General features: G+C 42.9%; 23 protein-coding genes and 1 riboswitch. Of the genes, 19 read left to right on the top strand and 4 right to left on the bottom strand.

Annotated features, from left to right (window positions below; genetic code table 11):
* The first annotated feature begins 79 nt into the window (after window positions 1–79).
* Entirely contained in the window at window positions 80–916 is an 837-nt protein-coding gene (locus F993_RS02105) for a GNAT family N-acetyltransferase (RefSeq protein ID WP_004657135.1), read from the top strand.
* A gap of 4 nt (window positions 917–920) precedes the next feature.
* On the opposite strand, the gene F993_RS02100 is transcribed toward F993_RS02105, so the two are convergent.
* Window positions 921–1,640 (bottom strand): SDR family NAD(P)-dependent oxidoreductase, encoded by a 720-nt coding sequence (locus tag F993_RS02100; RefSeq protein ID WP_004657136.1) that lies wholly within the window; start codon window positions 1,638–1,640, stop codon window positions 921–923.
* Between the two features lie 429 nt (window positions 1,641–2,069).
* Between F993_RS02100 and F993_RS02095 the strand changes: the two genes are divergently transcribed.
* Window positions 2,070–3,566, top strand: coding sequence for an ATP-dependent nuclease (locus F993_RS02095; protein ID WP_004657137.1), 1,497 nt, complete (start codon window positions 2,070–2,072; stop codon window positions 3,564–3,566).
* Window positions 3,567–3,645: 79 nt separating this feature from the next.
* Here F993_RS02095 and F993_RS02090 read toward each other — a convergent pair whose 3' ends face one another.
* A complete protein-coding gene (locus F993_RS02090) occupies window positions 3,646–3,834 on the bottom strand; it encodes a DUF3565 domain-containing protein (protein ID WP_004657138.1) in 189 nt (62 codons plus the stop codon).
* Complete coding sequence (locus tag F993_RS02085; RefSeq protein ID WP_004657139.1) at window positions 3,835–4,287, bottom strand: MarR family winged helix-turn-helix transcriptional regulator; 453 nt, start codon at window positions 4,285–4,287, stop codon at window positions 3,835–3,837. It lies immediately after the preceding gene.
* A 178-nt stretch (window positions 4,288–4,465) separates the two neighbouring features.
* Here F993_RS02085 and F993_RS02080 point away from each other — a divergent pair, with 178 nt between their 5' ends.
* From F993_RS02080 to lpxC, 9 genes are all read left to right on the top strand, one after another.
* The gene (locus tag F993_RS02080) at window positions 4,466–4,945 is read left to right on the top strand and encodes a glutathione peroxidase (protein ID WP_004657140.1); all 480 of its coding nucleotides are present in this window, start codon (window positions 4,466–4,468) and stop codon (window positions 4,943–4,945) included.
* 225 nt (window positions 4,946–5,170) lie between these two features.
* Window positions 5,171–6,115 (top strand): glutathione synthase, encoded by a 945-nt coding sequence (gshB, locus tag F993_RS02075; protein ID WP_004657141.1) that lies wholly within the window; start codon window positions 5,171–5,173, stop codon window positions 6,113–6,115.
* A gap of 227 nt (window positions 6,116–6,342) precedes the next feature.
* Window positions 6,343–7,440 (top strand): undecaprenyldiphospho-muramoylpentapeptide beta-N-acetylglucosaminyltransferase, encoded by a 1,098-nt coding sequence (gene murG, locus F993_RS02070; RefSeq protein WP_081401977.1) that lies wholly within the window; start codon window positions 6,343–6,345, stop codon window positions 7,438–7,440.
* Between the two features lie 13 nt (window positions 7,441–7,453).
* A complete protein-coding gene (gene murC / locus F993_RS02065; RefSeq protein ID WP_004657143.1) occupies window positions 7,454–8,905 on the top strand; it encodes a UDP-N-acetylmuramate--L-alanine ligase in 1,452 nt (483 codons plus the stop codon).
* Between the two features lie 91 nt (window positions 8,906–8,996).
* A complete protein-coding gene (locus tag F993_RS02060) occupies window positions 8,997–9,923 on the top strand; it encodes a D-alanine--D-alanine ligase (RefSeq protein ID WP_004657145.1) in 927 nt (308 codons plus the stop codon).
* 4 nt (window positions 9,924–9,927) lie between these two features.
* Window positions 9,928–10,785 carry a cell division protein FtsQ/DivIB gene (locus F993_RS02055; RefSeq protein WP_004657146.1) on the top strand — a complete coding sequence of 286 codons (858 nt, stop codon included), beginning with the start codon at window positions 9,928–9,930 and terminating at the stop codon, window positions 10,783–10,785.
* A gap of 61 nt (window positions 10,786–10,846) precedes the next feature.
* Window positions 10,847–12,109, top strand: coding sequence for a cell division protein FtsA (gene ftsA, locus F993_RS02050; protein ID WP_004657149.1), 1,263 nt, complete (start codon window positions 10,847–10,849; stop codon window positions 12,107–12,109).
* A 164-nt stretch (window positions 12,110–12,273) separates the two neighbouring features.
* Complete coding sequence (ftsZ, locus tag F993_RS02045; RefSeq protein ID WP_004657151.1) at window positions 12,274–13,455, top strand: cell division protein FtsZ; 1,182 nt, start codon at window positions 12,274–12,276, stop codon at window positions 13,453–13,455.
* 111 nt (window positions 13,456–13,566) lie between these two features.
* On the top strand, window positions 13,567–14,469 hold the full coding sequence (gene lpxC / locus F993_RS02040; RefSeq protein ID WP_004657153.1) for a UDP-3-O-acyl-N-acetylglucosamine deacetylase: 903 nt from the start codon (window positions 13,567–13,569) through the stop codon (window positions 14,467–14,469).
* Window positions 14,470–14,567: 98 nt separating this feature from the next.
* Here the strand turns inward: lpxC and F993_RS02035 are convergent, their stop codons facing one another.
* Window positions 14,568–15,008, bottom strand: a complete 441-nt coding sequence (locus tag F993_RS02035) for a hypothetical protein (RefSeq protein ID WP_004657154.1) — start codon at window positions 15,006–15,008, stop codon at window positions 14,568–14,570.
* A gap of 104 nt (window positions 15,009–15,112) precedes the next feature.
* Here F993_RS02035 and F993_RS02030 point away from each other — a divergent pair, with 104 nt between their 5' ends.
* From F993_RS02030 to glmM, 8 genes are all read left to right on the top strand, one after another.
* Window positions 15,113–15,817: a M23 family metallopeptidase gene (locus F993_RS02030; protein WP_004657156.1), complete on the top strand. Its 705-nt coding sequence runs from the start codon at window positions 15,113–15,115 to the stop codon at window positions 15,815–15,817.
* A gap of 204 nt (window positions 15,818–16,021) precedes the next feature.
* Window positions 16,022–18,739 (top strand): pyruvate dehydrogenase (acetyl-transferring), homodimeric type, encoded by a 2,718-nt coding sequence (aceE, locus tag F993_RS02025; protein WP_004657158.1) that lies wholly within the window; start codon window positions 16,022–16,024, stop codon window positions 18,737–18,739.
* Window positions 18,740–18,741: 2 nt separating this feature from the next.
* The gene (locus F993_RS02020; protein WP_004657160.1) at window positions 18,742–20,706 is read left to right on the top strand and encodes a 2-oxo acid dehydrogenase subunit E2; all 1,965 of its coding nucleotides are present in this window, start codon (window positions 18,742–18,744) and stop codon (window positions 20,704–20,706) included.
* A gap of 123 nt (window positions 20,707–20,829) precedes the next feature.
* Entirely contained in the window at window positions 20,830–21,117 is a 288-nt protein-coding gene (locus F993_RS02015) for a hypothetical protein (RefSeq protein WP_004657161.1), read from the top strand.
* 34 nt (window positions 21,118–21,151) lie between these two features.
* A riboswitch (yybP-ykoY riboswitch) is annotated at window positions 21,152–21,293 on the top strand.
* Window positions 21,294–21,376: 83 nt separating this feature from the next.
* Window positions 21,377–21,952, top strand: coding sequence for a TMEM165/GDT1 family protein (locus tag F993_RS02010; protein ID WP_004657162.1), 576 nt, complete (start codon window positions 21,377–21,379; stop codon window positions 21,950–21,952).
* A 163-nt stretch (window positions 21,953–22,115) separates the two neighbouring features.
* Entirely contained in the window at window positions 22,116–22,922 is an 807-nt protein-coding gene (locus tag F993_RS02005; protein ID WP_004657164.1) for an oxygen-binding di-iron domain-containing protein, read from the top strand.
* Window positions 22,923–23,286: 364 nt separating this feature from the next.
* A complete protein-coding gene (gene guaB, locus F993_RS02000) occupies window positions 23,287–24,753 on the top strand; it encodes an IMP dehydrogenase (RefSeq protein ID WP_004657166.1) in 1,467 nt (488 codons plus the stop codon).
* A 127-nt stretch (window positions 24,754–24,880) separates the two neighbouring features.
* Window positions 24,881–26,218: a phosphoglucosamine mutase gene (gene glmM / locus F993_RS01995; protein ID WP_004657168.1), complete on the top strand. Its 1,338-nt coding sequence runs from the start codon at window positions 24,881–24,883 to the stop codon at window positions 26,216–26,218.
* Window positions 26,219–26,229: the final 11 nt, after the last annotated feature.

Genomic DNA, 26,229 nt, shown 5'->3' on the forward strand with positions numbered 1-26,229 from the left:
GAAAGTTGAGCTTTTAAGCGGTTATTTCAAGAGCATAGTATACAGAGGTGTCTTTATAAAAAATAGGAGATAAAGAAAAGTGAAAACCAAGATAGAGCAGGCAAATCCTGGTGTGAAAATTATAAGAGGATCTTTTACATCTCAAAGTGAGCGCCAATTCATTTTTCAATGGCTGGATGCTCGATTTTATTACTCTCTTGGGATCACCGTATTTCTTGATCAGACACAAGTGATTGATGCTCAGTGGCAACTACTAAGACTATATGATTCAAATCAGCCAAATGTCTTGTTGAGTGTTGCTGTGGTCTTGGCTGGTGGTGCTTGCTTTTGGTTACCAGAGACGAGTTCCTCCGCTGGATTACTTTGTTCAGCGCTTCTTAAGTTAAAACCCCGTCGTATTGTCACTACATCTTTTGGACGGGATATGTTGCGTTCTGTAGCAGGGCATCAAGTGAGCATATTACGAGAGTATGATCAATGGATTATGGTCTCTTCACGTCGTTTCCCACAGACAAGTGGTCGTTTAGCGATTACATCAGATATTCCTCGTCTGATTGAATATCAGCACTTATACAATCAAGAACGCTCGGTAGATGAACGATCGGATTGGAATGCGCTTATTCAGCAAGCGAAGGTTGTTGTGCATGAAGTTGATGGTCAGATTGTGTCTATCGTCCGATTCGGGATTGAAACTCATCGTTTAGTCAGTCTAGGCGGAACGTATACCTTTCCTGCCTATCGTCGGCAGGGTTATGCTGAGGGTGTGTTGGCGTTTGCAGTCAATCAAATCGTTGAGAGTGGGCGTACGGCACACCTCATTGTCGATATAGAGAACACCTCTGCAATAGAACTTTACCGACAAATGGGCTTTGAATGTGTTGGCTCATCTTATGTTGGCTATTTAGAGTATTTATAAACAGCTAAACATTCTGATCCAACATCGCAGGCATCAAGATTTCTTTAACACAGCTTGCCTTAGTGGTTGAAAGAATAAAATGAATCGCTTGAATCACATCGGCTAAAGGGATGAGAGAATATACAGTCTCTTCTAAAACATTTTGAGTTGGTTTATCTATTTCATATTCACTGGCCAGATAGCCCAAGTTCAGTACACTGACCCCAATCAAGTGTTCACGTAAGATTTCTCGAAGTGATTGTGCAATACCTCTCAGAGCAAATTTGGTAGCGGAGAAAACCAGCTCTTTGCCGTTATGATTATCAACACCCCAAGTGGAACCGATCAGAATGATTTTGGCGTTGTTGGAGAGTTTTAGATTTTCGATCAATGATTGAATCGACAGGATACAGGTGCTGATATTGGTATTGATAATTTGGTTGATTTCAGCAGCAGAAACGTTCTCAAAATTATAGTGTTCGCTAAATGCTTGTTGCTCCCAAATACCCACATTGTAAATCAGTACATCAATTTTTTGTTGCCTAATTGCTTTCTTTACATCGCTTACCGCTTGCTTTGGTTTGGATAGATCAGCACGAATCCAGTTTAAGTTTGGAACTTCTTGTGGTTGGGTGCGAGAGACACCGTAGATGGTATCTGTTGGCTTTGGTACAGCTTGAACAATGGCTTTGCCTAGACCTTTACTGACGCCGTATATGAGAAACGTTTTATTTGAGTTATCCATCCATCTATCCATATTTTTAGATTAATGGGTAACTATAAAAGCTCAAGTTGGCTTGAGGTCAATACAATCTGTAATTCTAGATATACACTTTGGCATATATAAACCTATCTTGAAAGGTATTGAATTTAAAGGTTAGACATGGGAAAGGAAGCAGATGGGGCTTTCTTCTTATTAAGTTTAGCTAATTGACTACTTGAAATAATGATTAAAAAATGAGTACTGAACTTGAAAAGTGACGAAAAATCCCGCTCTAATGAGCTGAACCTTAGAGTAAATTTTCATAATATATTGATATAAATGGGGAAAATTAAAAAATCTCATATAACGTGTATTATGTTAATTTTAGTTAATCTTAATAATATAAAAAAATTTATATATAAATTAATATCTTATATAATTAGATTGGTAAAATATTGAAATTGGTAAAAGATGAGTACATTAAACTTAAAAATTGAAAATTTAAGAGGAATTAATACATTTGAAATTAATGTACCTATAAAAAAGGGAATACATATTATATGTGGTTCTAATGGTATTGGAAAAAGTACCGTTATGACAACTTTATCTAAAATCGTTTATAGAAATGCTTTGAATAAGTATTTTAAACATTCAAATGATAATGCTGTCATTTCTTATACTTACGCAAATACGACTAATACATGGAAGCCAAATACTTGGTCCTCTTGGTCTATGTCTGAAAAAGCTGTAACTCAAATCAATTTCGATGGCATATTTGAGAGTAGTTTTATTTATGGTAATAGATTTACAGATGCACATAAATCTAAGATTGGAAAGATACTAAGCACCAAAAAAGAAGAATTTATTGATTCCGATCAATTTGTTTGTAATTGGCTAGGCTTTATATTAAAAGGTGATGAAAAATATTACAGTAACCTAAAAAAGACTAAACCAGAGTTTGATCTGAAAAAATTAGATTTAACTAGACCGATGTATGCCCTTATTACTGAAGATAGCATCATTCATCAATGTACTATGAGTTCTGGTGAATATCTAATTATCAGTTTACTAGATTACTTAAAGGAAAGACTTGATACAATTAAAAATGATAAAAAAAATGAACCAGCTATTGTTATTTTAGATGAAGCAGATCTAGCTTTACATCCAGCCTCACAAGAAAGACTTATTGAATTTTTTGAAGAAATATATGATCAATATAATCTATGTGTATATATTTCTACTCATAGTCCTGTAATCATCTCTAGAGTCAATAAAGAAGATATTTTTCTACTAGATAAAGACGAAAAAAATAATATTGAGGTTATTTATAATTGTTATCCAGGTTACGCAATGCGTGACGTTTCTCTTGGATATTTTTTTGATCGAATTATTCTCGTTGAAGATGTTTTAGCTAAAGCATATATCGAAAAAATTCTACGAGATAAGCTTTCTCATCTCAATGCATTATTCCAAGTTATATGTATTGGTGGTTATTCTGGTGTAATTAACTTTCATCGTGAAGCCATGCGTATTAGACTAGGTGGTGCTGGTTGCAAGATTATGTCAATACTTGATGGTGATGTCCAAACAGAAGTTGAGCAGAAATTTAAGGATGATATCCAAGCAATAAACTTATGCTTCTTACCTATTGATAGTCTAGAGAAATTTTTATACAAAAATATTATAGAGACAAAAAATCGTGAACTATTTCAGAGAATTGAGAATAGCTTTTTTAGACAAAAGAGTTTAAGAAAAGTCATAGACTCCTATACCAAAAATACCCAAAACACTCCACAGAAGGAGCTGAAAAAAGGGAAAAAATTATGGGAAGAGTTAAAAGCTGAAGCTTTGAAACAGGGGGCTACTGAATCTCGATTCATTGATTTTTTATGTGATCTTGCTTTAAAAGAAGTGAGTAATCAAAGCTTAGAAAATAGATTGCTAAGTTTTCTTCAAAAAAATACTTAAAATAAAATGAGCCTGTAAATCAATATACAGGCTCAATTAACTAAATATTTTTTATTTAACATAAAATCTCTTATGAGAATTATACATCCTCACACTTCTTACATTCCAACATCACACCTAATTTCTCACTGCGCCCTTGTTCGGTTAACACCCAAGGGCGATTTTGCCACGGTGGATCATGGCGCACATGCTGCCCATGCCCACAGGCGAGGTCTGCAACCCAATGTCCTTGCTCATCGAGATGAAAACCCACAATCGCTTGCTGCATTTAATTTTCCAGACCTTCGAGTTTCGATTGTTCCAAACCCTTTAAAAAACGATGGCACAGATTATGAATCGCTAGCAGATCATTCGGGTTCATACCTAGCGAACAGGCGAGCTTAAACGGAATCAGGGTAATTTCATCTTTTGCAGTCAGTGCTTTTTCCAGCAAGATCACTTTTTTCATTCGCTCATCTTCTTTGACTGCAACACGCTTTAAAAACTGCTTCTCTTCGAGTTTTTTAATAATCGGTGTTAGCGTTCCAGAATCAAAAAAAGTCTTCTGCCCAATCTCAGACAACATCACATTGTCCTGTTCATACAAAGCCAGCAATACAATAAATTGCGGATAGGTCAGATCATATTCCTTCAGCAAAGGGCGATACTGACGAATCATCGCATTGGTCGCGGAATACATGGCAAAACACACTTGGTTATCCAAAAATGAAACTTCAGCCATGATGATTTGTCCTCGACTTGGTTGTTGAACATTCAGTATAAATGGGATTGTGTAAAAAGTATATTGTGTATAATTAACTTGCACACAATATAATTGTGTGAAATATTAAATAGGCAAGCTGAATGATTCAGCAAATGATTTTGAGTACATCCACCATTGGATCGAAGAGAGAACACCTATGAGCAAGATTTATGATTTTCAGGCTGAACTGTTAGAAGGCGAACAAAAGAACCTCGCAGATTACCAAGGCAAAGTGTTATTGGTGGTGAATACGGCCAGTCAGTGTGGCCTCACGCCGCAATTTGAAGGTTTGGAAAAGTTATATCAGGACTATCAACAGCAAGGTCTGGTGATTCTTGGTTTTCCATGTAATCAATTTGCCAACCAAGATCCATCCAGTAATGAAGAAATCGGCAGCTTCTGTCAACGTAACTATGGGGTATCTTTTCCGATGTTTGCCAAGGTCGATGTGAATGGCCCAACCGCTCATCCTTTATATCAATATCTCACTTCTGAAGCCAAAGGTCTGTTAGGCAGCAGCATTAAATGGAACTTCACTAAATTCCTGATCAATCAAAAAGGGGAAGTGGTCAAACGCTATGCCCCAATCACCAAACCTGAAAAAATTGCCAAAGATATTCAAAAGCTTTTGCGATAAATAGCCTAGAAAATGAGGAAAATGGAAATGACTGGTCTACGATACATCTACTGGTGATTTCCTCATCCGAAACAAATTAAATCATAAAGCTGAATATTTTTAATATGTTGTAATTAGTTGAACAAAATAGATTTTTTAATCTTTAATATTTATACAACTTGTTTCACGATTGACCGCAAACTTCGCTATACTTTTTGCCAAGATTAAAAATACGAGCGTCAGATTATGCGTGTACTGGTGGTGATGGACCCGATTGAAACTGTGAATCTCAAAAAAGATTCAACTATGGCGATGTTATGGGCGGCCAACCGTCGTGGACATGAATTGGGTTATGCATTACAACACGATTTATATATCGACCAAGGCAAAGCCTTTGGCCTGATCTCACCACTGAAAGTATTTGAAGATTATAACCATTACTATGAATTGGGTGAGCAGCGCAAAGAATCGTTGGCGGATTACGATGTGGTGTTGATGCGTAAAGACCCACCATTCGACATGAACTTTGTCTATACCACCTATATTTTGGAACAGGCAGAGCGTGAAGGCGTGTGGATCATCAACAAACCACAATCGCTACGTGACTGTAATGAAAAATTGTTTGCCACGCAGTTCCCTGAATTACAAGTACCTACTTTGGTGACCTCACAACAAAGTCTGATTCGTGAATTTATCAAAGAACATGGCGATGTGATTGTGAAGCCTTTGGATGGCATGGGCGGTATGGGGATTTTCCGTTTATACCAAGATGGCGTGAACATTGGCTCGACCTTGGAAATGCTCACAGAAATGGGTACGCGTCCAATTATGGCGCAACGTTATATCCCTGAAATTGTCGAAGGCGATAAACGCATCTTGATGGTCAATGGCGAGCCGATTCCATATTGCTTGGCACGGATTCCGCAAAATGGCGAAGTGCGCGGTAATTTGGCCGCGGGTGGTCTAGGTCAAGCCCGCCCACTGACTGAAAATGATAAATTGATTGCGGCAAAAGTCGGTCCATTCCTGCGTGAAAAAGGTCTGGTCTTTGTTGGCTTGGATGTGATTGGTAACTATGTGACTGAAATTAACGTGACCAGTCCAACCTGTATCCGTGAGATTGATGCGCAATTTGGCACCTCGATTGCCGATGATCTTTTTGATGTTTTAGAAGCAGGTCGTAAAAACTAAAAAAGTTGCATTTTTGACCGAATTGCCCGTTTGAATGTCAGCGAAATTGGCAGTCAAACGGGCTTTTGTATATCGGCAGAACCTTGTTTTTAACAAAGAATCGAAAAAAGCCCAGCTTTCTGTTGTAAACAGGTGAAATTCGCTTTTCGTGAATGAAACTTTAGGATTAAAATAACTCCCGAAAACAATAGACGATAACCTTCTTTTTTGAGTTGAAGAATTAGACCGTGACCAATTCACCGCAGAACAAACCCAAACATGTCATGATGATGGCCGCAGGTACAGGTGGGCATGTGTTTCCCGCGCTTGCTGTTGCCAAACAGCTGCAACAGGAAGGCTGCCAAGTCTCTTGGTTAGCGACGCCTACGGGAATGGAAAATCGGTTGCTGAAAGATCAAAATATTCCGATTTATCAAATTGATATTCAAGGTGTGCGCGGCAATGGCCTTGTCCGTAAAATCAGTGCACCGTTTAAAATTTTAAAAGCCACGCTCAGCGCTATGCGCTATATGAAACAGCTCAAGATTGATGCTGTGGCTGGTTTTGGTGGTTATGTGGCAGGCCCAGGCGGCTTGGCTGCACGTTTGTTGGGTATTCCTGTGCTAATTCATGAGCAAAATGCCATTGCAGGTTTTACCAACACCCAATTGGCACGTATTGCCAAGACCGTGTGTCAGGCTTTTCCAAATACATTTGCAAACAGTGATAAAGTCGTGACCACAGGTAATCCTGTACGTGCAGAAATCACGGCGATTTTAAATCCTTCTTGGCGTTATCAAACCCGTGAACAAGAACAATTGCCGATCAATCTTCTGATTGTGGGCGGTTCATTGGGTGCTCAAGCGTTGAATGAGCGTTTGCCTGAAGCTTTGAAAAAGGTCAATGTTCCGCTCAAAGTATTCCATCAGTGTGGTCAAAACAAGCAAGATGCCACGCGGGCACTGTATCAAGGTGCACCTGCCAGTTTAGATATTCAAGTGGAGCCCTTTATTCACGATATGGCAAAAGCCTATAGTGAAGCAGACTTGATTATTTGCCGCGCCGGTGCTTTAACGGTGACCGAAGTGGCAACCGCAGGTTTGGCCGCGATTTTTGTGCCTTTACCGATTGCGGTGGATGATCACCAAACCGCAAATGCGAAATTCTTGGCTAATGCTGGCGCAGCCAAGATTTGCCAGCAAGCAGACATGACACCTGCTGTTTTAGACGAGTTATTAGCAACCTTATTAAATCGTCAGCTACTCTCTGAAATGGCTGTAAAAGCACGTCAACAAGCACAACCGAATGCAACACAGCATGTGGTTGATCTGATTAAAAAATTGTAATTCGAGTTTATTTATGTCTCCTACAAGTCCAAACCAAGCCAAAAAGCTGATTAAAGTGCCAGAAATGCGCCGTATTAAAAATATCCACTTTGTTGGTATTGGTGGTGCAGGGATGTGCGGTATTGCCGAAGTATTGAGTAACCAAGGTTATAAAATTTCAGGCTCAGACATTAAAGCGTCGAAAACCACAGCTCAACTCGAAGCGAACGGTATTAAAGTATTTATTGGTCACTCGGCTGACAATATTAAAAATGCCAATGTGTTGGTGGTATCGACTGCGATTGATCCTGAAAATCCAGAAATTAAAGCAGCCATCGAACAACGTACCCCAATCGTGCGTCGTGCGGAAATGTTGGGTGAGTTGATGCGTTACCGTCACGGGATTGCAGTTGCAGGAACACACGGTAAAACTACAACGACAAGCTTATTGACCACCATGTTGGCAGAAGAAAACCTTGATCCAACGTATGTGATTGGCGGTTTGCTGAATAGTACAGGTGTGAATGCAGCACTCGGTGAAAGCCGTTTTATCGTGGCGGAAGCAGATGAGTCAGATGCCTCTTTCTTGTATTTGCAACCGATGGCTGCGATCGTGACCAATATCGATGCAGATCATATGGACACCTATGAAGGCAGTTTTGATAAGTTAAAAGATACCTTTATTCAGTTCCTGCATAACCTGCCATTCTATGGCTTGGCTGTGGTTTGTGGTGATGACGCCAATATCCGTGAGATTTTACCGCGTGTCGGTCGTCCAGTCCTGACCTATGGTTTTGATGAAGACAACGATATTCGTGCGGTTGATGTTGAACAAGAAGGCATGCAATCGCACTTTACCGTATTGCGTAAAGACCGTGAGCCATTGCGTGTCACTATCAATCAACCTGGTTTGCATAATGTCTTGAATGCATTGGCTGCGATTGGTGTGGCAACCGATGAAGGTGTTTCTGATGGTGCGATTTGCCGTGCTTTAGAAGGCTTTAGTGGCGTGGGGCGTCGCTTCCAAGTTCAAGGTGAATATGAAGTGGGCGAAGGCCTGGTGAAGTTGGTGGATGACTATGGTCACCATCCAAAAGAAGTTGAAGCGACCATTAAAGCAGCACGTGCCAGCCACCCAGACCGCCGTTTGGTGATGTTGTTCCAGCCGCACCGTTTTAGCCGTACCCGTGATTGTTTTGATGACTTTGTCGATGTGTTATCGCAAGTCGATCAATTGTTATTACTGGAAGTTTATCCAGCGGGTGAAAAGCCGATTGTGGGTGCGGATAGTCGTGCTTTAGCTCGTAGTATTCGTTTACGTGGCGAAGTTGAACCGATCTTGGTCGATCCAGTGGAAGGCAATTTACCGAACGTTTTACAAAAAGTGTTACAAGCAAATGACCTGTTATTAACACAAGGCGCGGGTAACGTTGGCGCAATTTCGGTAGAATTGGCTCAGCATCGCTTGTATGCCAAATCCCCCTAACCCCCTTTGTTAAAGGGGGAACTCCTCCCTTTGAAAAGGGAGGTGGGGAGGGATTTAATAGAATATATGAAGTTTTTTTAAGGATATAAACGTGTCAAATGCTGCAAAATTCGGCAAAGTTGCTGTGTTGTTTGGTGGGAAGTCGGCTGAGCGTGCTGTGTCGTTGGACAGCGGCCAAGCTGTTTTAGAGGCATTGTTGCGTTCGGGCGTACAGGCAGAAGCATTTGACCCACAAGATCGTAGTGTGACGGAACTGGTGGGCTATGATCGTGCTTTTATCGTATTACATGGTCGTGGTGGTGAAGACGGTCAGATCCAAGGTGTATTGGAATGGTTAAACCTTCCATATACCGGCACGGGTGTACAAGGTTCTGCGATTGGTATGGACAAAGTCAAAACCAAGCAAATCTGGCAGGGCAGTGACCTGCCGACTGCGCCGTACCGTATTATCACCAAAGACACAGATCTTGAACCTGTGATTGCAGAATTGGGCTTGCCGGTGATTATCAAGCCTGTGCACGAAGGCTCAAGCGTTGGCATGAGTAAGGTTGAAAAAGCAGAAGACTTTGCTGCGGCGATTGAGAAAGCCACCCAGCACGATGCGGTGGTGATGGCAGAAAAATGGATCACAGGGCGTGAATTCACCATTTCATTCTTGAATGGTCAGCCATTACCAGTGATTCGGTTACAGCCACCCGCAGATGTGGCGTTCTACGACTATGAAGCGAAATATCAACGCAATGACGTGGAATATGGCATTCCTTGCGGTCTGAGTGAAGCGGAAGAAAAAAGCTTACAGGCGCTTTGTTTACGCGCTTTCCAAGCGGTCGGTGCAGAAGGTTGGGGTCGTATTGATGCGATGCAGGATGAGCAGGGCAACTTCTGGTTGCTGGAAGTAAATACCGTTCCGGGAATGACCAGTCACTCGTTGGTGCCAAAAGCGGCGCAAGCCGTGGGTTATAACTTTGATCAGCTCTGCGTTGCGATTTTAGAGCAAACCTTAGCAAAGTCGGCTTAACTTTATGGCTCAACTACCTGCTTCGATGCGCCGTAAAACACGGCCAGCCATCAGCTCGATTCACGAGAAACCTCCTTCACCTCGACAAAAGATGGTGAATGCGGGCGGTTGGATTTTGCTGGTGATTGCATTTGCGGTGTTAGCACTAGGTCTGTTTGCTTTGTATAAAGTCATGACTGATGCTCGAGTCGCGGAGTTGCAGGTGGTGGGAACCCATTCTGATGTTGAGAATCAACAGTTAGTTCAATATCTTAATCCAATTATTAAAGATAACTACTTCACTTCAGATTTAGAACAGATTCGAGATCAAGCATTAAAAGTGTCATGGGTTGATCGTGTGGTGGTGTCACGGGCTTGGCCAAATGCAATTCGGGTGCGGGTGATGCCGCGTCATGCGATTGCACGTTGGGGAACAGGGCGTTTGCTTAGTGACAATGGTGATGTATTTAGCGAGGCGGTGCCAACAGCACATCCAAACTTGCCGCTACTGCATGGGCCAGCCAGCCAATCCAAAATGATGATGCGTCGCTATAATGAAATTAATCAACTGTTTCATCCAGCGAATTTAAGATTAAAAGAATTGTATTTAACCGAGCGTATGACGTGGTTCATGCAGTTTGATTCAGGCCTGCGGATTATTGTAGATCAGGATCAGACCATGAATAAGCTTCAGCGTTTAAGCCATTTGGCACAAACGGACTTAAAACCTGTATGGTCAAAAATCACGGCAATTGATCTGCGTTATCGGAATGGCCTAGCTATTCAGTGGAAGAACGCAGCTCCGCCAAAGATTGTCAACGGTCAGTTAGTTGTAACGATTGATGACACAAGCCTTGCAGGGGCAATTCAGGCAAAGCCATAATACGTGGCTTAAAATAAAGGGCAGTGGTCCTAAACAACACTAAAGATATGGTATTGAAGTAATGAGTGAAGCTGTTCCCTCAGTTGTTGCGATTGATATTGGGACTCATAAAGTCACAGTTTTGATTGGTAAGATCCATGCGCCGGATAAGATCCAGGTCATTGGCATGGCAACTGCTCGCAACCGAGGTATGGTTAAAGGCAAGATTGTTAGCCTAGACAAGGTGATTGCGGCGATTAAAAATGCGGTATCCGAAGCAGAGGATATGGCTGAATGCCGTATTCATAGTGCATGGGTGTCGATTCCAAGTACTGAATTACAAAGTTTTTATGCCTCAGGCCGTACGCCAGTCGCCAACCACGATCATATTATTACGACAAATGAAGTGGTACGCGCCTTAGAGTTGGCCAAAGCCAGTCATGTATCGCCAGATTATTATCTGGCCAGTGCGGTGCCATTGGGCTTTGAGCTGGGTGATTCGGCTGAATGGGTACAAAACCCAGTCAATATGTCGGCGCATAGTATGACGGGGCATTATCAGTTGATGATGATGCCCATCAGCACCATGCAAAACCTTGATCGGGCCATGAAAGGCGCCAATATCGGGGTGGAGAAAATGGTGGTGTCTTGCTTGGCAACCGCTGAAGCCAGTCTGCTGAAAGACGAAAAAGAATATGGTGTTTGCTTGGTGGATATTGGTGCGGGTATTACCAATATTGCCGTGTATCTGGATGGTCGTTTGGCGCTTGCACGGACCTTGCCACGTGGTGGTGAGAATGTTACCCGTGATATTGCCGCTGTTTTGCAGACCACCACGGAAGAAGCGGAACGCATCAAGATTTTGCATGGCTGCGTGGATATGAGCGTAGTTAAGCCTGATCACATGATTCAAGTACAAGGCATTGATGGCACACAAACCATCAGTCGTATTGAGCTTGCAGAAATCATCATTGCACGTTATGAAGAAATCTTTAGCCTGATTCGTGAAGAATTAGAGCATAGCGGTGCCATTCATGGTCTCTATCATGGCGTGGTACTCACTGGGGATGCCTGTCAAATTGAAGGCATGGTGAATCTGGCACGTCGTATGTTGGGTGTCTCGGCACACTTGGGTAATCCGCCGTTACAGGTCTATGCGGATGATCAGCATTTACCAGCCTTGCGTCGTTCTATGTACGCAACCGCAGCGGGTTTGTTGATGTTTAGCCAGAGTGATTTGCAAGATACGGTGGAAGAACCAGAAGAGGCAAGTGATCGTAGTTTTGTTGATCGCGTTGCCAATGGTTGGAATGCATTAAATAGCAAATTAAAGGCCATCTTTTAAGTTGTAGTTATTTTTGGGAAAATTTGTTAGGAAGTTGTTCTAAATCTGCCACTGTACTTGACAAGCTAGCGATTATTGAACAGCATCCTAAACATCAGTTGTTTAAAAATCAGGGCAGTAACGGGCTGAAGTAACTGCCATTAATATTAGGAAATCTAAAGGTCATGGCCTCATTTGAATTTATAGAAGATGAACTAGACAATGGCAACGGTCAAGCCCGTTTCACAGTATTTGGCGTTGGTGGTGGCGGTGGTAATGCCGTGCAGCATATGGCGCAATCTGACATTCAAGGTGTAAAGTTCGTTTGTGCAAATACTGACAAACAAGCCCTGGATAGCATGAATGCCCCGTTTAAAATTCAATTGGGTGAACAAAGTACACGTGGTTTGGGTGCAGGTGCGAATCCTGAGGTGGGTCAAATTGCGGCAGAAGAAAGCCGTGAAGTGATTCGTCAGCATCTTGAAGGTACCGACATGGTCTTTGTCACTGCCGGTATGGGCGGTGGTACAGGTACTGGTGCTGCGCCAGTGGTTGCCGAAGTTGCCAAAGAAATGGGTATCTTGACCGTAGGTGTGGTGACTACGCCATTCAACTTTGAAGGCCGTCGTCGTCAAAAGTCTGCGGAAAAAGGCATTGATGCTTTAGAGGCACATGTTGATTCATTGATCATCATTCCCAACCAGCGCTTATTGAGCGTATATGGCGATATCTCAATGAAAGATGCCTATAAAAAGGCAGATGATGTATTGTTGAATGCGGTCCGCAGTATCTTTGATCTTGTGGTGAATCGTGGTCATATTAACCTTGACTTTGCTGACTTGAAAACAGCCATGAGTACTCGTGGTTATGCCATGATGGGTGCTGGTTTAGGCCGTGGTGAAGACCGTGCGCGCCAAGCAGCTGAACAGGCGATTCGTAGCCCATTGCTTGATAATGTGAATATTATCAATGCGAAAGGTGTATTGATTAACATCACGGGTGGGGATGATATTACCCTACGTGAAACTGAAATCATTACCGATGTGGTCAACCAGATTGTTGACTTAGATGAAGGTGAAATTTTCTACGGTACGGTATTTGATCCAGATGCACGTGATGAATTACGTGTCACAGTTATTGCAACAGGTTTAACCCGTAATGCGAGTGAAGTTGATCAAAAGCGTCGTGCGGTGACTTCACATGCACCAGTTTCTCAATCTGCTCAACAATCGGTGGATGAGGATGATGTTCCTGCGATCAGCAAACGTACAAATACCGAGGCGCCAGTGAGCGCTGCGGCAAGTTCTACGCCAAGATCATCGCCAATGAGCATTCAAGACTATCTGAAAAATCAACAGCGTAAATAATAAAATCATATATTTAGCGAAAGGGGGCAAGTAATTGCCCCCTTTTTTATTTTTTTAAAATGGCAAAATATGCTAAGTTATATCGGTTTTTGCAAATGAAGTTGGTATGGCATGTTGAAACAACGTACTCTCAAGCGTGTGGTGAAAGCGAGCGGTATTGGTCTGCACAGTGGTCAAAAGGTGCTGATTAATTTTGTTCCGCATCATATTGATGGGGGTATTGTCTTTCGCCGTATCGACTTAAATCCTCCGGTGGATATTACCGCCAATGCGCTGTTAATCCAAGAAGCCTTTATGTGTTCGAATCTGGTGCGTGACGACATTAAAGTCGGTACCATTGAACATGTGATGAGTGCGATTGCTGGCTTGGGAATTGATAACCTGATTGTTGAAGTGTCTGCATCCGAAGTGCCAATCATGGATGGGAGTGCAGGGCCTTTTATCTATTTGCTGATGCAAGGTGAACTGGCGGAGCAAGATGCGCCAAAGAAGTTCATTCGTATTTTAAAGCCAGTAGAGGCTTTAATCGACGACAAAAAAGCCATTTTCTCACCGCATTCAGGCTTCCAGCTGAACTTTACCATCGACTTTGACCATCCTGCCTTTGCCAAAGAATACCAGTCAGCGACTATCGATTTTTCGACAGAAACCTTTGTTTATGAAGTGAGTGAAGCACGAACATTCGGCTTTATGAAAGATTTAGACTATTTAAAAGCCAATAATTTGGCTTTGGGTGCAAGTCTTGAAAATGCGATTGGTGTGGATGATACCGGTGTGGTCAATGAGGAAGGTTTGCGCTTTGCCGATGAGTTTGTACGCCATAAAATTTTAGATGCTGTCGGTGACTTATATTTGCTTGGACATCAAATTATTGCCAAGTTTGATGGGTATAAATCGGGGCATGCGTTGAACAACCAGCTATTACGCAATGTTCAAAACGATCCAAGCAGTTATGAAATTGTAACATTTAATAACGAGAGTGATTGTCCAATTCCTTATGTGAGTGTGACATAAGTCATTGTCTTTTATTGCCTATGTTATATTATAACAATTGAATCTGAGATTTTCATCACACAAAACTAGTGTGTATTCCAATACTTAATCTATGCAGTTTACTTTTTATTGCTTGCCAAACGTAGTAAAGCTTGGCTAAGCTTAGGGTCGCTCACATATTCAGCGGCGCTGCGCAATTGCTCTTGGGTCTCTGATGTTAGTGTTTTTGTTGGGGGAGAGGGTTCACGAGAAACAACTGTTTTGTTTCTTAACCGAACTTGAATTTTTCGTAATTCCTTGAGTCCTTCGAGCTGAGCTAACTGCGCAACATAGTGGCTTTGTAAATAGCTGAGTTGACTAATCATTGCTTGATTTTCACCCGTTATGATCAAAACGCCATGTTGATAACAAACAACCTGCCATTGCTCTGGTTGGGGCAGTAAGGGTTGAATAATTTTCGTAAGTTGTTTCCATTGTGTGACTTGCGTCGTCAGAAACGTTAAGTTTCCAGTTTTTATGTGTTGTCCTTTCTGTTGGAAAACGTTGTTAGGCTCAGACATAGAACTTCCTCGGAGGTGATGTGTCCATCTTAAGCGTTTGCTTCAACTGTTATCAAGGAACAGATGATAAAGGAACGTTTGAAGGACGGTTTCAAGAGGTTTTTATGCATCATACGCGTCGTATTTTACTCGCATTTTCATTGGCTGCTTCAGCTGCTTCGGTTGCTTTCGCAGATTATCAGAACATTGGTCAAGCCACAGGTGATGACCGTTTAGAGCAATTATCAAAAACCTTAGCTCAAGGTTCTTATACTCATTCTGCTGATATGGATCTGCCAGCCGTATCGAATGTGTCAGTTAAATTACGTGAAAAAACCATTGAATTGAACAATGCAACGATCGAGAAGAAATATGGTCGTTCAGCGATTTCATCTCAAGACAATACAGCTTCTTCGTTCTCTGCAAATACAGGTTATTCTTGGTTGGTGAGTCATCCATTGCAAGAAGGCCGTGTCAGCTCTTCTTGGGGTAACCGCACCCTATTAGGTTCAACCCGTCACCATTCAGGTGTTGATCTTGCTGCACCATCAGGTACGCCAATCTATGCGACTGGCCCGGGTGTCGTGACCAAATCAGGTTGGGGTACAGGTTATGGTCAGTATGTTGAAATTGATCATGGCAACGGTTACATCACTCGTTATGCACATGCATCGCGTTTAATGGTCAATGCGGGTGACCGTGTTGGTGCAGGCGAGCATATTGCCAATGTCGGTTGTACAGGTCGTTGTACCGGACCACATTTACATTTTGAAGTTGTGAAAGATGGTCAACGGAAAAATCCATCAACTTATTTAGCAATGTTGCCTTAATGTAATTTGTTAACAGTTGTATATAAATATCCGAAAAAATCGCCTTTATTGGCGATTTTTTATGTTTTTTGTTTCATTTCGGTCAATGACTATTTTGTCAGAAAATAATAAGGCATTTTGCATTCATTTAGGGCAATACCTCTATCACCGCAAAACATGATAAAAATAGGGTTGACAAATAACTTAAGGGAAAAGGTGAATTGTATGGCGTTTTATGGCGACTCTGACGCGCAAGAAACCCAGGAATGGCAAGAAGCATTTGATTCAGTATTACAACATATGGGCACAGAGCGTGCTGCTTTCTTACTAGAAAAACTTTATCAACGGGCTATTGCAAAACATGTTCCAATCCAACGCCTAAATACGCCTTACCTCAATACCATTTCAGTTGAAGAACAACCAGCCATGCCTGGTGATCAGGATATGGAACGTCGAATTCGTGCCTTGATTCGCTGGAATGCATTGGCAATGGTGTTGCGTGCCAATAAAACGGGCGACGATTTGGGTGGTCACCTTGCAAGTTTCGCATCATCTGCAACTTTGTATGATGTGGGCTTTAACCATTTCTTCCGTGCTGCCTCAAATAATTTCGGCGGCGACATGATTTATTACCAAGGCCACTGTGCACCTGGTATCTATGCACGTTCTTTCCTCGAAGGACGTTTAAATGAAGAACAGTTAAGTAATTTCCGCCGCGAAGTGGGCGGTAATGGTTTACCAAGCTATCCACATCCGTATTTGATGCCTGACTATTGGCAGTTCCCGACCGTATCAATGGGTCTGGGGCCGATCATGTCGATTTATCAAGCACACATTCAAAAATATTTGATGAATCGTGGTTTGATTAAAGAAGAAGACCGTAAAGTCTGGGCCTATCTTGGCGATGGTGAAATGGATGAGCCAGAAAGTACGGGTGCAATTTCACTGGCAGGTCGTGAAAAGCTTGATAATCTGATTTGGGTGGTGAACTGTAACTTACAGCGCCTCGATGGTCCTGTACGTGGTAACGGTAAAATTATTCAAGAATTAGAATCTTTATTCCGTGGTGCGGGCTGGCGTGTCATTAAAGTAGTGTGGGGCCGTCATTGGGATCCATTACTTGCGCAGGACAGTTCTGGTGCTTTAAAAGCGGTGATGGAAGAAACAGTTGATGGTGAGTACCAGCGCTATCAAGTGAAAGGTGGTGCATATACCCGTGAGAAATTCTTTGGCAAGTATCCAGAAGCTGCAGAATTGGTCAAAGATTTAAGCGATGAAGACATCGATAATCTTAACCGTGGTGGTCATGACCCGTACAAAGTGTTTGCTGCCTATGCAGAAGCAATGAAAGCCAAAGGTCAGCCTACCGTTATTCTTGCGAAAACGGTTAAAGGTTACGGTTTGTCTGAAGAAATTGAAGCGGTGAACAAAACCCACCAAATCAAAAAAATGCAGATCGATTCTTTGAAATATGTACGTGATCGTTTTAATCTGCCATTTACAGATGACAAGTTAGAAGAGCTTCCATTCTATCGCCCAAGTGAAAACTCTCCAGAAATGAAGTATATGAAGGCGCGTCGTGAAGCATTAGGCGGTTACCTACCTGCACGCCGTCGTGAGAGTGAAACTCTAGCGATTCCTGAACTCTCTGTATTTGATGCGGTATTAAATGGTTCAGGTGGTAAAGAACAATCGACCACGATGCTGATGGTTCGTTTAATTGCGGCTTTACTGAAAGAAAAAGCAATTAAAGACCGCGTCGTGCCAATCGTTCCAGATGAAGCGCGTACTTTTGGTTTAGAAGGGATGTTCCGTCAGCTTGGTATTTATGCTGCACACGGTCAAAAATATACCCCAGAAGACCAAGAACAGTTAATGCATTACCGTGAAGCAAGTGACGGCCACATGTTGCAAGAAGGGATTAACGAAGCGGGTGCGATGAGTGCATGGGCTGCGTTGGCAACCAGTTATTCAACTAATAACTTGCCAATGATTCCAATGTACATGTACTACTCAATGTTTGGTTTCCAACGTATTGGTGACATTGCGTGGGCTGCTGGTGATGCGCAGGCACAAGGCTTCTTACTTGGTGCGACTGCTGGCCGTACCACATTGAACGGTGAAGGTTTACAGCACCAAGATGGTCATTCACATATCTTGGCGAACACCATTCCAAACTGTGTATCTTATGATCCATGTTTTGGTTATGAATTGGCGGTGATTGTCCACGACGGTTTACAACGTATGTATGTCAACCAAGAGCGAGTGTTCTATTACTTAACCGTAATGAATGAAAACTACGAGCATCCTGCAATGCCAGAAGGCGCTGAGGAAGGCATTAAACGTGGTATGTACTTGTTCGAAAAAGATGAAAAAGCCACTGTGCAATTATTGGGTTCAGGTGTCATTCTTCGTGAAGTGATTAAAGCTGCGAAAATTTTGCGTGATGAATACCAGATCCACTCTAATGTGTGGAGTGTCACCAGCTTCAATGAGTTGTCGCGTGACGGTATGGTATGTGAAGAATACAACCGTTTACACCCACTGACTGAAGACGTGAAAGAATCTTGGGTATCACAACAGTTACGTGGTACCGAAGGTATTGTTGTTTCTGCGACAGATCATATGCGTGCGTATAGCGAACAAATCCGTGCCTATCTTCCAGATGGTCGTCCATTTGTTGCATTAGGTACAGATGGTTACGGTCGTTCAGATACACGTGCGAACTTACGTAGTTTCTTTGGTGTTGACGCTGCGCATATCGTTGTTGCGACATTGAAAAAACTTGCTGATGAAGGCGAAGTTGATGCGCGTTTAGTGAAAGATGCCATTTCTAACTTTGAGTTAGATACGGATCGTCCAGTAGCATGGGCGCCACAAGCGCATCCAGAAGTTCAGGCCGTTGCTGAATACAATGAACATCAAACAGGTGAGGGGAAATAATCATGCAAATCCAAGCACCTGATATTGGCGTAGATAAAGCCGTCGTTGCAGAAATCTTGGTCAAAGTGGGCGACCATGTTGCAGTTGATGATAGCCTCTTGGTTTTAGAATCAGATAAAGCCACGGTTGAAGTGCCAAGCACGGCAGCGGGTATCGTGAAAAGTATTCTGGTTCAACAGGGTGATGAGGTCACTGAAGGTGTGGCCTTGATCGAACTTGAGTCTGAGACTGCTGCTGAAGCGCCTGCGAATGAAGCACCGAAAGCGGAAGCGCCAAAAGCAGAAGCAAAACCTGTCGAAGCTGAAACAAAAGCACAACCCGCTGCCGCTCCAACAGCGACAGCTAGTCAGGTTGTGGATGTCAAAGTTCCAGATATTGGTGTTGAAAAAGCTTTGGTTGCAGAAGTACTGGTGAAAGTCGGTGATCAGATTGAACCTGAACAAAGTATTGTGGTGGTTGAATCGGACAAGGCGACAGTAGAAGTACCAAGTTCGGTTGCGGGGATTGTGGAAGCGATCCAGATTAAAGAAGGCGACAGCATCAAAGAAGGCGTGGTCTTAATTCAGGTCAAGACTGCGAGCGCTGCAACGTCATCTGAGCCTCAAGCAGCCCCAGCTCAAACAGAAGCGCCAGCCGGAATTACAGAAGCACCAGCTGCAAGCAATACCTCAACAGGTAATGTTGAAATAGAAGTGCCTGATCTGGGTGTAGAAAAAGCACTGGTTTCAGAAATTCTGGTCAATGTGGGTGATCGCGTTGAAGCTCAACAAAGCTTATGCGTGGTTGAGTCGGACAAAGCTTCGGTTGAAGTGCCAAGTTCAGTAGCAGGCATTGTAAAAGCAATTCATGTTTCCGCCAATCAAGAAGTGCGTCAAGGCGTGGCTTTGGCAACGATTGAAGTGAGTGGCTCGGCCGCTGCATCAGCAGCGCCAAAAGCTCAAGCAGCCGCTGCACCTGCGACTCAAGCTGTAGCAGCAAAACCACAGGCGGCAGCGACAGCAGCACCGAGTGCGCCAGCGCAAGCTGAGAAGCTGACCAAAGCGCAAGAAGCTGACAATGCCAAAGTTTATGCTGGACCGGCGGTACGTAAACTGGCTCGCGAGTTAGGTGTAGTTCTTGGACAGGTGAAAGCATCTGGTGAACATGGCCGTGTGATGAAGGACGATGTCTTTGCTTATGTGAAAACACGTCTGACCGCACCACAACCCGCTGCTGCAACGCAAGCCGCTCCAGTGGCTTCAGGCTTGCCGAAGTTGCCAGACTTTAGTGCATTTGGTGGTGGTGAAGTGAAAACAATGACGCGTTTACAGCAAGTGTCTGTACCGCAATTGTCATTGAATAACTTTATTCCGCAAGTGACACAGTTTGACTTGGCGGATATTACCGAGCTTGAAGCATGGCGTGGCGAACTGAAAGATGGCTTTAAAAAGCAAGGTTTGAGCTTAACCATCTTGGCCTTTATTGCGAAGGCGGTTGCGCACTTGTTAAAAGAAGAGCCATATTTTGCGGGGCATTTGGCCGATGATCAAAAGTCAGTATTGCTGCGTAACGAAATCCATATGGGGATTGCGGTTGCAACACCAGATGGCTTGACGGTTCCTGTACTGCGTAATCCTGATCAAAAATCAATTAAGCAAATCGCGACGGAATTGGCCGAACTCAGCCAAAAAGCCCGTGATCGTAAATTGTCACCGAAAGATTTACAAGGTGCTAACTTTACCATTACCAGCTTGGGTAGTATTGGTGGTACCGCATTTACGCCGTTGGTCAATTGGCCGCAAGTTGCGATTTTGGGTATCTCACCGGCGACCATGCAACCGGTATGGAATGGTAAAGACTTTGATCCACGCTTAATGCTGCCATTGTCGTTATCGTATGACCACCGTGTGATTAATGGTGCTGATGCGGCACGTTTTACCAATAAGCTGACTAAATTGTTGAAAGATATTCGTAGCTTATTGCTCTAATCGCTTTTTGAATTCTGAAAACCTCGCTTTGGCGGGGTTTTCTGTTTTAGGCTGGAAAAAAATACGGCTTTATTTATGTTATGTTGAACTGAGAATAAATTTTCATTGCTTGAAGGAGCAGGGATGTTGGTGATTTATCGGATGATGCTGCCTTTATTACTCATTGTTTTTGTGGCGATGGGACTATGGGTCAGCTTTTTACATTTCCCCTGGGATTGGGTGATGTATGTGGTGATGGGGTTTGAAGTGTTGCTTGCGACTGTCGTGATGGCAATGGAATATCAAGCCCAAAATGTAGGCGGGGCAAGCGGTTGGGGTGGTTTTGGCTTTTTGGGGCTTAGTGCCTATTTGGCTTTTTTTCTCGGTTTATTACGTGTGCTCATTTGGAGTTACCAAAAATTTTGGGTTTAACCATTCAAAACCATTTTATTGTTTGCTAAAATAGCTTCACTTCATTGGGGAGTAGCCGCTCTTTACGCAAAGTAAAGAGGTGATGATCAACATAATTGTTCAACTGAACATGGTCATCATAGCAAAGAACCAAGAACAGCTTCTCAGCTGTGCTTTTGTTGGCAAGACCTTTGATTTACCACTCTGCATCAATCTATTTGATTTTGGCTAGCAGGAGCGGTAGGTCATCGGTATATTTTGCTAGCCAGAGCATTCAATTATGTATGAATTCCTCATCTCCACCTCAATTGTTGCCCTTGCTGAAATGGGTGATAAAACACAATTGCTCGCACTCTTGCTTGCAGCACGTTTCCGTAAACCAATTCCGATTTTAATTGCCATTCTATTAGCCACCACGATCAACCATGGTATTTCTGCTGTCTTGGGACAATGGATTACCACCGTACTCAGCCCTGAAATTCTATTATGGATTTTGGCACTTGGTTTTATCGGAATGGCGATCTGGATGCTGATTCCAGATGAACTGGGTGATGAAACTGAAAACATCAATAAATGGCAGAAATTCGGGGTATTTGGTGCTACCTTCATTTTGTTCTTCTTGGCTGAAATTGGTGATAAAACCCAGATTGCAACTGTCGCTTTAGCGGCACGTTTTGACAGTGTGTTCTGGGTGATGCTGGGCACAACATTTGGAATGATGCTTGCCAATGCACCTGCGGTATTTATTGGTAATAAGCTGGCAGATAAATTGCCAATTTCATTGATCCATAAAATTGGTGCTGCAATTTTCTTGATTGTCGGTGTCTCTACTTTAGTGCAGCATTACTTTTTCTAAGTGGTTTGAATTTTAAATCAGCGATGGCCCATCCAAATGTGATGGGCTTTTTCTTATCAATTATGATAAAAATCCAATATCTGATTGAAACATGAGCTAAATCCCATTATTTTATTATGGAATTAAAAATATTTCATATTTAAAGAATTTTTCTGGGGTGGTTATGAGTTTTGAGCGGACAACATCGCAAATATTGTTTGATAATGGTACACATAAATGCATTAGTTTTACCAGTTTGGTTAAAGGGGAAGGCATTCAGGCTAATCAATTCTTAATTATTGATCATGAACGTGCCGCTGTCTTAGATCCTGGTGGTGATCTCACTTATGTTCCCTTAACCATGGAACTCAATCGTTATACCAAACTGAAAAATCTTGACTATGTAATGGCCTCGCATCAAGACCCTGACATTATTACCTCAATGCCGCGTTGGTTGGTGTATACCGATGCCAAAGTCGTGGCCTCTAAGCTGTGGGCGCGCTTTTTACCACATTTGAATTCAGCTTTTATGAGTGATCGAATGAAAGGCAATTGGGAAGAACGTCTGATTGAACTGTCCGATACAGGGCAAATTATTCCTTTGGGTGAATCTTTTATTGTTGCAGTGCCTGCACATTTCCTACATTCGGTGGGGAATTTCCAGTTTTATGATCCAACCGCAAAAATTCTATTTTCTGGGGATATGGGCGCTTCCATTGTCGACGATGCCAGTCTGCCGATTACTGATTTTGACGCACACATCAAAAAAATGAAGGGTTTTCACCAGCGTTATATGTGTTCCAATAAAGTCATTCGTTTGTGGGTGAATATGGTACGGCAAATGGATTTAGAGATGATTGTGCCGCAACACGGTACGGCCTTTGTCGGCAAGACCATGATCACTCAGTTTTTGGACTGGATTGAAACTTTAGAGTGTGGCGTAGACTTGATGAATGAATATGTCTTTAGTCTGCCCGCTGAAATGAGCTAAGTCTTTTCCTTTTTCTCTTTCGGTAGCGACTAAGCAAACATCATGGCTTCTAGATGGGATAGGGCAACAGTTGGGTTGCTCTATTTATATATAAAGTCATTTAAGTTGAAGCAAGGTGTAGTCTTCGCTTGCAGCAAGACACGATCCTAGATTCTTTAATCTCGTGGTTAGGTATTGGACACAGCTATTTGAAAAACATGATCATTATGATCAGGTATGCTGACCAGCTTGATGTCATCTGTGTCAATAAATGGCTGAGCAAATTCTGTGCTCAGCACAGATTCAAATTATTTTCATCATAGAAAATGAAAATCACATCGAAATTTGTTTATAATAGCTCACGGAAATTACCAGTGAGATTGTTATGCTGACCATCGTTCAAGAAGCGTTAACCTTCGATGATGTCTTATTACTTCCTGCCTACTCAACTGTTCTCCCAAAAGATGTCTCCCTAAAGACACGTTTAACTCGCGGAATTCAACTTAATATCCCTCTCGTTTCTGCTGCAATGGATACGGTGACTGAGTCACGTATGGCGATTGCGATGGCGCAAAACGGCGGTATTGGTATTTTGCACAAAAACATGGATATCGCAGCGCAAGCCGCTGAAGTCCGTCGTGTGAAAAAATTTGAAGCAGGTATGGTGAAAGATCCAATTACGGTCACCCCTGAAACAACAGTTCGTGAATTGATTGCAATCACTCAGGCCAATAATATTAGTGGCGTACCTGTTGTGAAAGACGGCAAAGTGGTTGGAATCGTGACGGGTCGTGATACCCGCTTTGAAACCAATCTTGAGCAGCCTGTTAGCAATATCATGACAGGTCAAGATCGCCTTGTGACTGTACGTGAAGGCGAGTCGAAAGAAAATATCCAAGCATTATTGCAAAAACACCGCATTGAAAAAGTTTTGGTGGTGGGTGAGCAGAATGAGCTGAAAGGCTTAATTACGGTGACTGATTTCCGTAAAGCCGAGAGCTATCCAAATAGTTGTAAAGATGATTTGGGTCGTTTACGTGTAGGTGCTGCGGTAGGTACAGGTGCTGAAACACCAAGCCGTGTTGAAGCTTTGGTTGATGCTGGTGTTGATGCGATTGTGGTGGATACCGCACATGGTCATTCCGCTGGCGTAATCGAACGTGTACGTTGGGTTAAAGCTAATTACCCACAAGTGCAAGTGATTGGCGGCAACATTGCGACTGGTGATGCAGCGTTGGCATTGCTTGATGCAGGCGCAGATGCCGTAAAAGTCGGTATCGGCCCTGGTTCGATTTGTACCACACGTATTGTGGCGGGTATTGGTATGCCACAGATTTCTGCAATTGATAGCGTTGCGAATGCATTGAAAGATCAAATTCCTTTGATTGCAGATGGCGGTATTCGTTTCTCTGGCGATATGGCGAAAGCGATTGGCGCAGGTGCAAGCACGATTATGGTGGGATCACTCCTCGCTGGAACTGAAGAAGCGCCAGGTGAAGTTGAATTCTTCCAAGGCCGTTACTACAAAGCCTATCGTGGCATGGGTTCATTGGGTGCAATGGCGGGTGTATCTGGTTCTGCTGACCGTTATTTCCAAGATGCTAAAGCGGGTGCTGAAAAGTTAGTCCCAGAAGGCATTGAAGGTCGAGTTCCATATAAAGGGCCAATGGGTAACATCGTCCATCAAATGATGGGTGGTCTACGTTCCTCGATGGGTTATACCGGTTCATCTGTGATTGAAGATCTTCGTCAAAATGCAAAATTCGTTAAAATTACGTCAGCAGGCATGTCTGAATCGCACGTTCATGACGTGACCATTACCAAGGAAGCACCAAACTATCGAGTTGGTTGATTTTTGGTAATTTTGCTGATTGAAAAACCGTCAGGCCACTGACGGTTTTTTTTGTTTTGGTGTAAAGTGAACAAGATGAAGAAAGATATGGTTACAGACCAGATCAAGATAAGAAAGTGAGTAGAAGATGAGTTATTTTGGTACTGATGGAATTCGCGGCAAATTTGGACAACTGCCAATTACGCCAGAATTTGCATTAAAGTTAGGCTTTGCCGCAGGAAAAGTATTAAAAAGAAATAGCCCTAAAAATAAACCAATTGTGGTGCTGGGGAAAGACACGCGCTTATCGGGTTATATTTTAGAAGCTGCTTTACAAGCAGGCCTGAATGCCGCAGGGGTATATGTACATTTATTGGGGCCATTACCCACCCCAGCGATTGCGCACCTTACCCGTGCACTGCATGCACATGCTGGGATTGTAATTTCTGCATCGCATAACCCTTATTTTGATAATGGCATTAAATTCTTTTCCAGCGAAGGTAAAAAATTACCAGATGCTCTACAAGACCAAATCAATCAGGAACTGGAAAAAGAGTTGTTGATTGAGGACACCGCAAATTTAGGTAAGAGTGTCCGTGTTAAAGATGCCAATGGTCGCTACATCGAATTTTGTAAATCGACTTTCCCGTACCATTTCGACTTACGTAATTTAAAAATCGTGGTGGATTGTGCTAATGGTGCAGCCTATAGCGTAGGTCCATCGGTGTTCCGTGAGCTTGGCGCCAAAGTCATTCCATTATTTAATGAGCCTGATGGTTTGAACATCAATGAAAACTGTGGTTCAACCCATCCAGAACAGTTGCAGAAAGCAGTTTTGGAACATCAAGCCGATGTGGGGATTGCTTTCGATGGTGATGCAGATCGTGTGGTGATGGTGGATAAAAATGGTCAATTGATTGATGGTGACCATATCCTGTATATCCTGGCAACACAGGCGAAGAATAAGCCCCAAGGTGTTGTAGGCACGGTCATGAGTAATATGGCACTGGAGTTGGCTTTGCAACAAGCGGAGGTTGGCTTTGTTCGTGCCAAAGTCGGTGACCGTTATGTATTACAAGCCCTAGAAGAAAAGAATTGGGTCACAGGTGGTGAACCATCAGGCCATATTCTAACTTTGGATAAGAGCACCACAGGGGATGCGATTATTGCAGCGTTACAAGTGCTTACGGTGATGGTTGAACAAGGTAAAGCCTTACATGAGTTGGTGGATGGCTTTGTGTTATTCCCACAGGTGTTGGTCAATGTTCGCTTACAACATATGATCGACCCTTATTCGATTCCTGCGTTGGTTGCAGAATTTGAAAAAGCCGAGCAGCAACTCAAAGGTCGAGGTCGTTTGTTGATCCGTAAATCAGGTACAGAACCTGTGATTCGTGTCATGGTGGAAGGTGATCAGCAGCAAGAAGTTGAGGCTTTGGCGAATCATTTAGCAGATGCAGTACGCGCTCAAGCCCAAGCTGCTTAAGGGAGAGCTAG

The organism is Acinetobacter proteolyticus, from assembly GCF_000367945.1.
Classification (GTDB): Bacteria; Pseudomonadota; Gammaproteobacteria; order Pseudomonadales; family Moraxellaceae; genus Acinetobacter; species Acinetobacter proteolyticus.

Excerpts from the sequence above, each read along its gene's own strand:
- F993_RS02095 (WP_004657137.1), top strand. The coding sequence starts at position 2,070 with ATGAGTACATTAAACTTAAAAATTGAAAATTTAAGAGGAATTAATACA.
- lpxC (WP_004657153.1), top strand. The coding sequence starts at position 13,567 with ATGTTGAAACAACGTACTCTCAAGCGTGTGGTGAAAGCGAGCGGTATT.
- F993_RS02020 (WP_004657160.1), top strand. The coding sequence starts at position 18,742 with ATGCAAATCCAAGCACCTGATATTGGCGTAGATAAAGCCGTCGTTGCA.
- F993_RS02090 (WP_004657138.1), bottom strand. The coding sequence starts at position 3,834 with ATGCAGCAAGCGATTGTGGGTTTTCATCTCGATGAGCAAGGACATTGG.
- F993_RS02005 (WP_004657164.1), top strand. The coding sequence starts at position 22,116 with ATGAGTTTTGAGCGGACAACATCGCAAATATTGTTTGATAATGGTACA.
- F993_RS02100 (WP_004657136.1), bottom strand. The coding sequence starts at position 1,640 with ATGGATAACTCAAATAAAACGTTTCTCATATACGGCGTCAGTAAAGGT.
- ftsZ (WP_004657151.1), top strand. The coding sequence starts at position 12,274 with ATGGCCTCATTTGAATTTATAGAAGATGAACTAGACAATGGCAACGGT.
- F993_RS02030 (WP_004657156.1), top strand. The coding sequence starts at position 15,113 with ATGCATCATACGCGTCGTATTTTACTCGCATTTTCATTGGCTGCTTCA.
- glmM (WP_004657168.1), top strand. The coding sequence starts at position 24,881 with ATGAGTTATTTTGGTACTGATGGAATTCGCGGCAAATTTGGACAACTG.
- F993_RS02085 (WP_004657139.1), bottom strand. The coding sequence starts at position 4,287 with ATGGCTGAAGTTTCATTTTTGGATAACCAAGTGTGTTTTGCCATGTAT.
- F993_RS02080 (WP_004657140.1), top strand. The coding sequence starts at position 4,466 with ATGAGCAAGATTTATGATTTTCAGGCTGAACTGTTAGAAGGCGAACAA.
- F993_RS02035 (WP_004657154.1), bottom strand. The coding sequence starts at position 15,008 with ATGTCTGAGCCTAACAACGTTTTCCAACAGAAAGGACAACACATAAAA.
- F993_RS02055 (WP_004657146.1), top strand. The coding sequence starts at position 9,928 with ATGGCTCAACTACCTGCTTCGATGCGCCGTAAAACACGGCCAGCCATC.
- F993_RS02010 (WP_004657162.1), top strand. The coding sequence starts at position 21,377 with ATGTATGAATTCCTCATCTCCACCTCAATTGTTGCCCTTGCTGAAATG.
- aceE (WP_004657158.1), top strand. The coding sequence starts at position 16,022 with ATGGCGTTTTATGGCGACTCTGACGCGCAAGAAACCCAGGAATGGCAA.
- gshB (WP_004657141.1), top strand. The coding sequence starts at position 5,171 with ATGCGTGTACTGGTGGTGATGGACCCGATTGAAACTGTGAATCTCAAA.
- ftsA (WP_004657149.1), top strand. The coding sequence starts at position 10,847 with ATGAGTGAAGCTGTTCCCTCAGTTGTTGCGATTGATATTGGGACTCAT.
- guaB (WP_004657166.1), top strand. The coding sequence starts at position 23,287 with ATGCTGACCATCGTTCAAGAAGCGTTAACCTTCGATGATGTCTTATTA.
- F993_RS02015 (WP_004657161.1), top strand. The coding sequence starts at position 20,830 with ATGTTGGTGATTTATCGGATGATGCTGCCTTTATTACTCATTGTTTTT.
- murC (WP_004657143.1), top strand. The coding sequence starts at position 7,454 with ATGTCTCCTACAAGTCCAAACCAAGCCAAAAAGCTGATTAAAGTGCCA.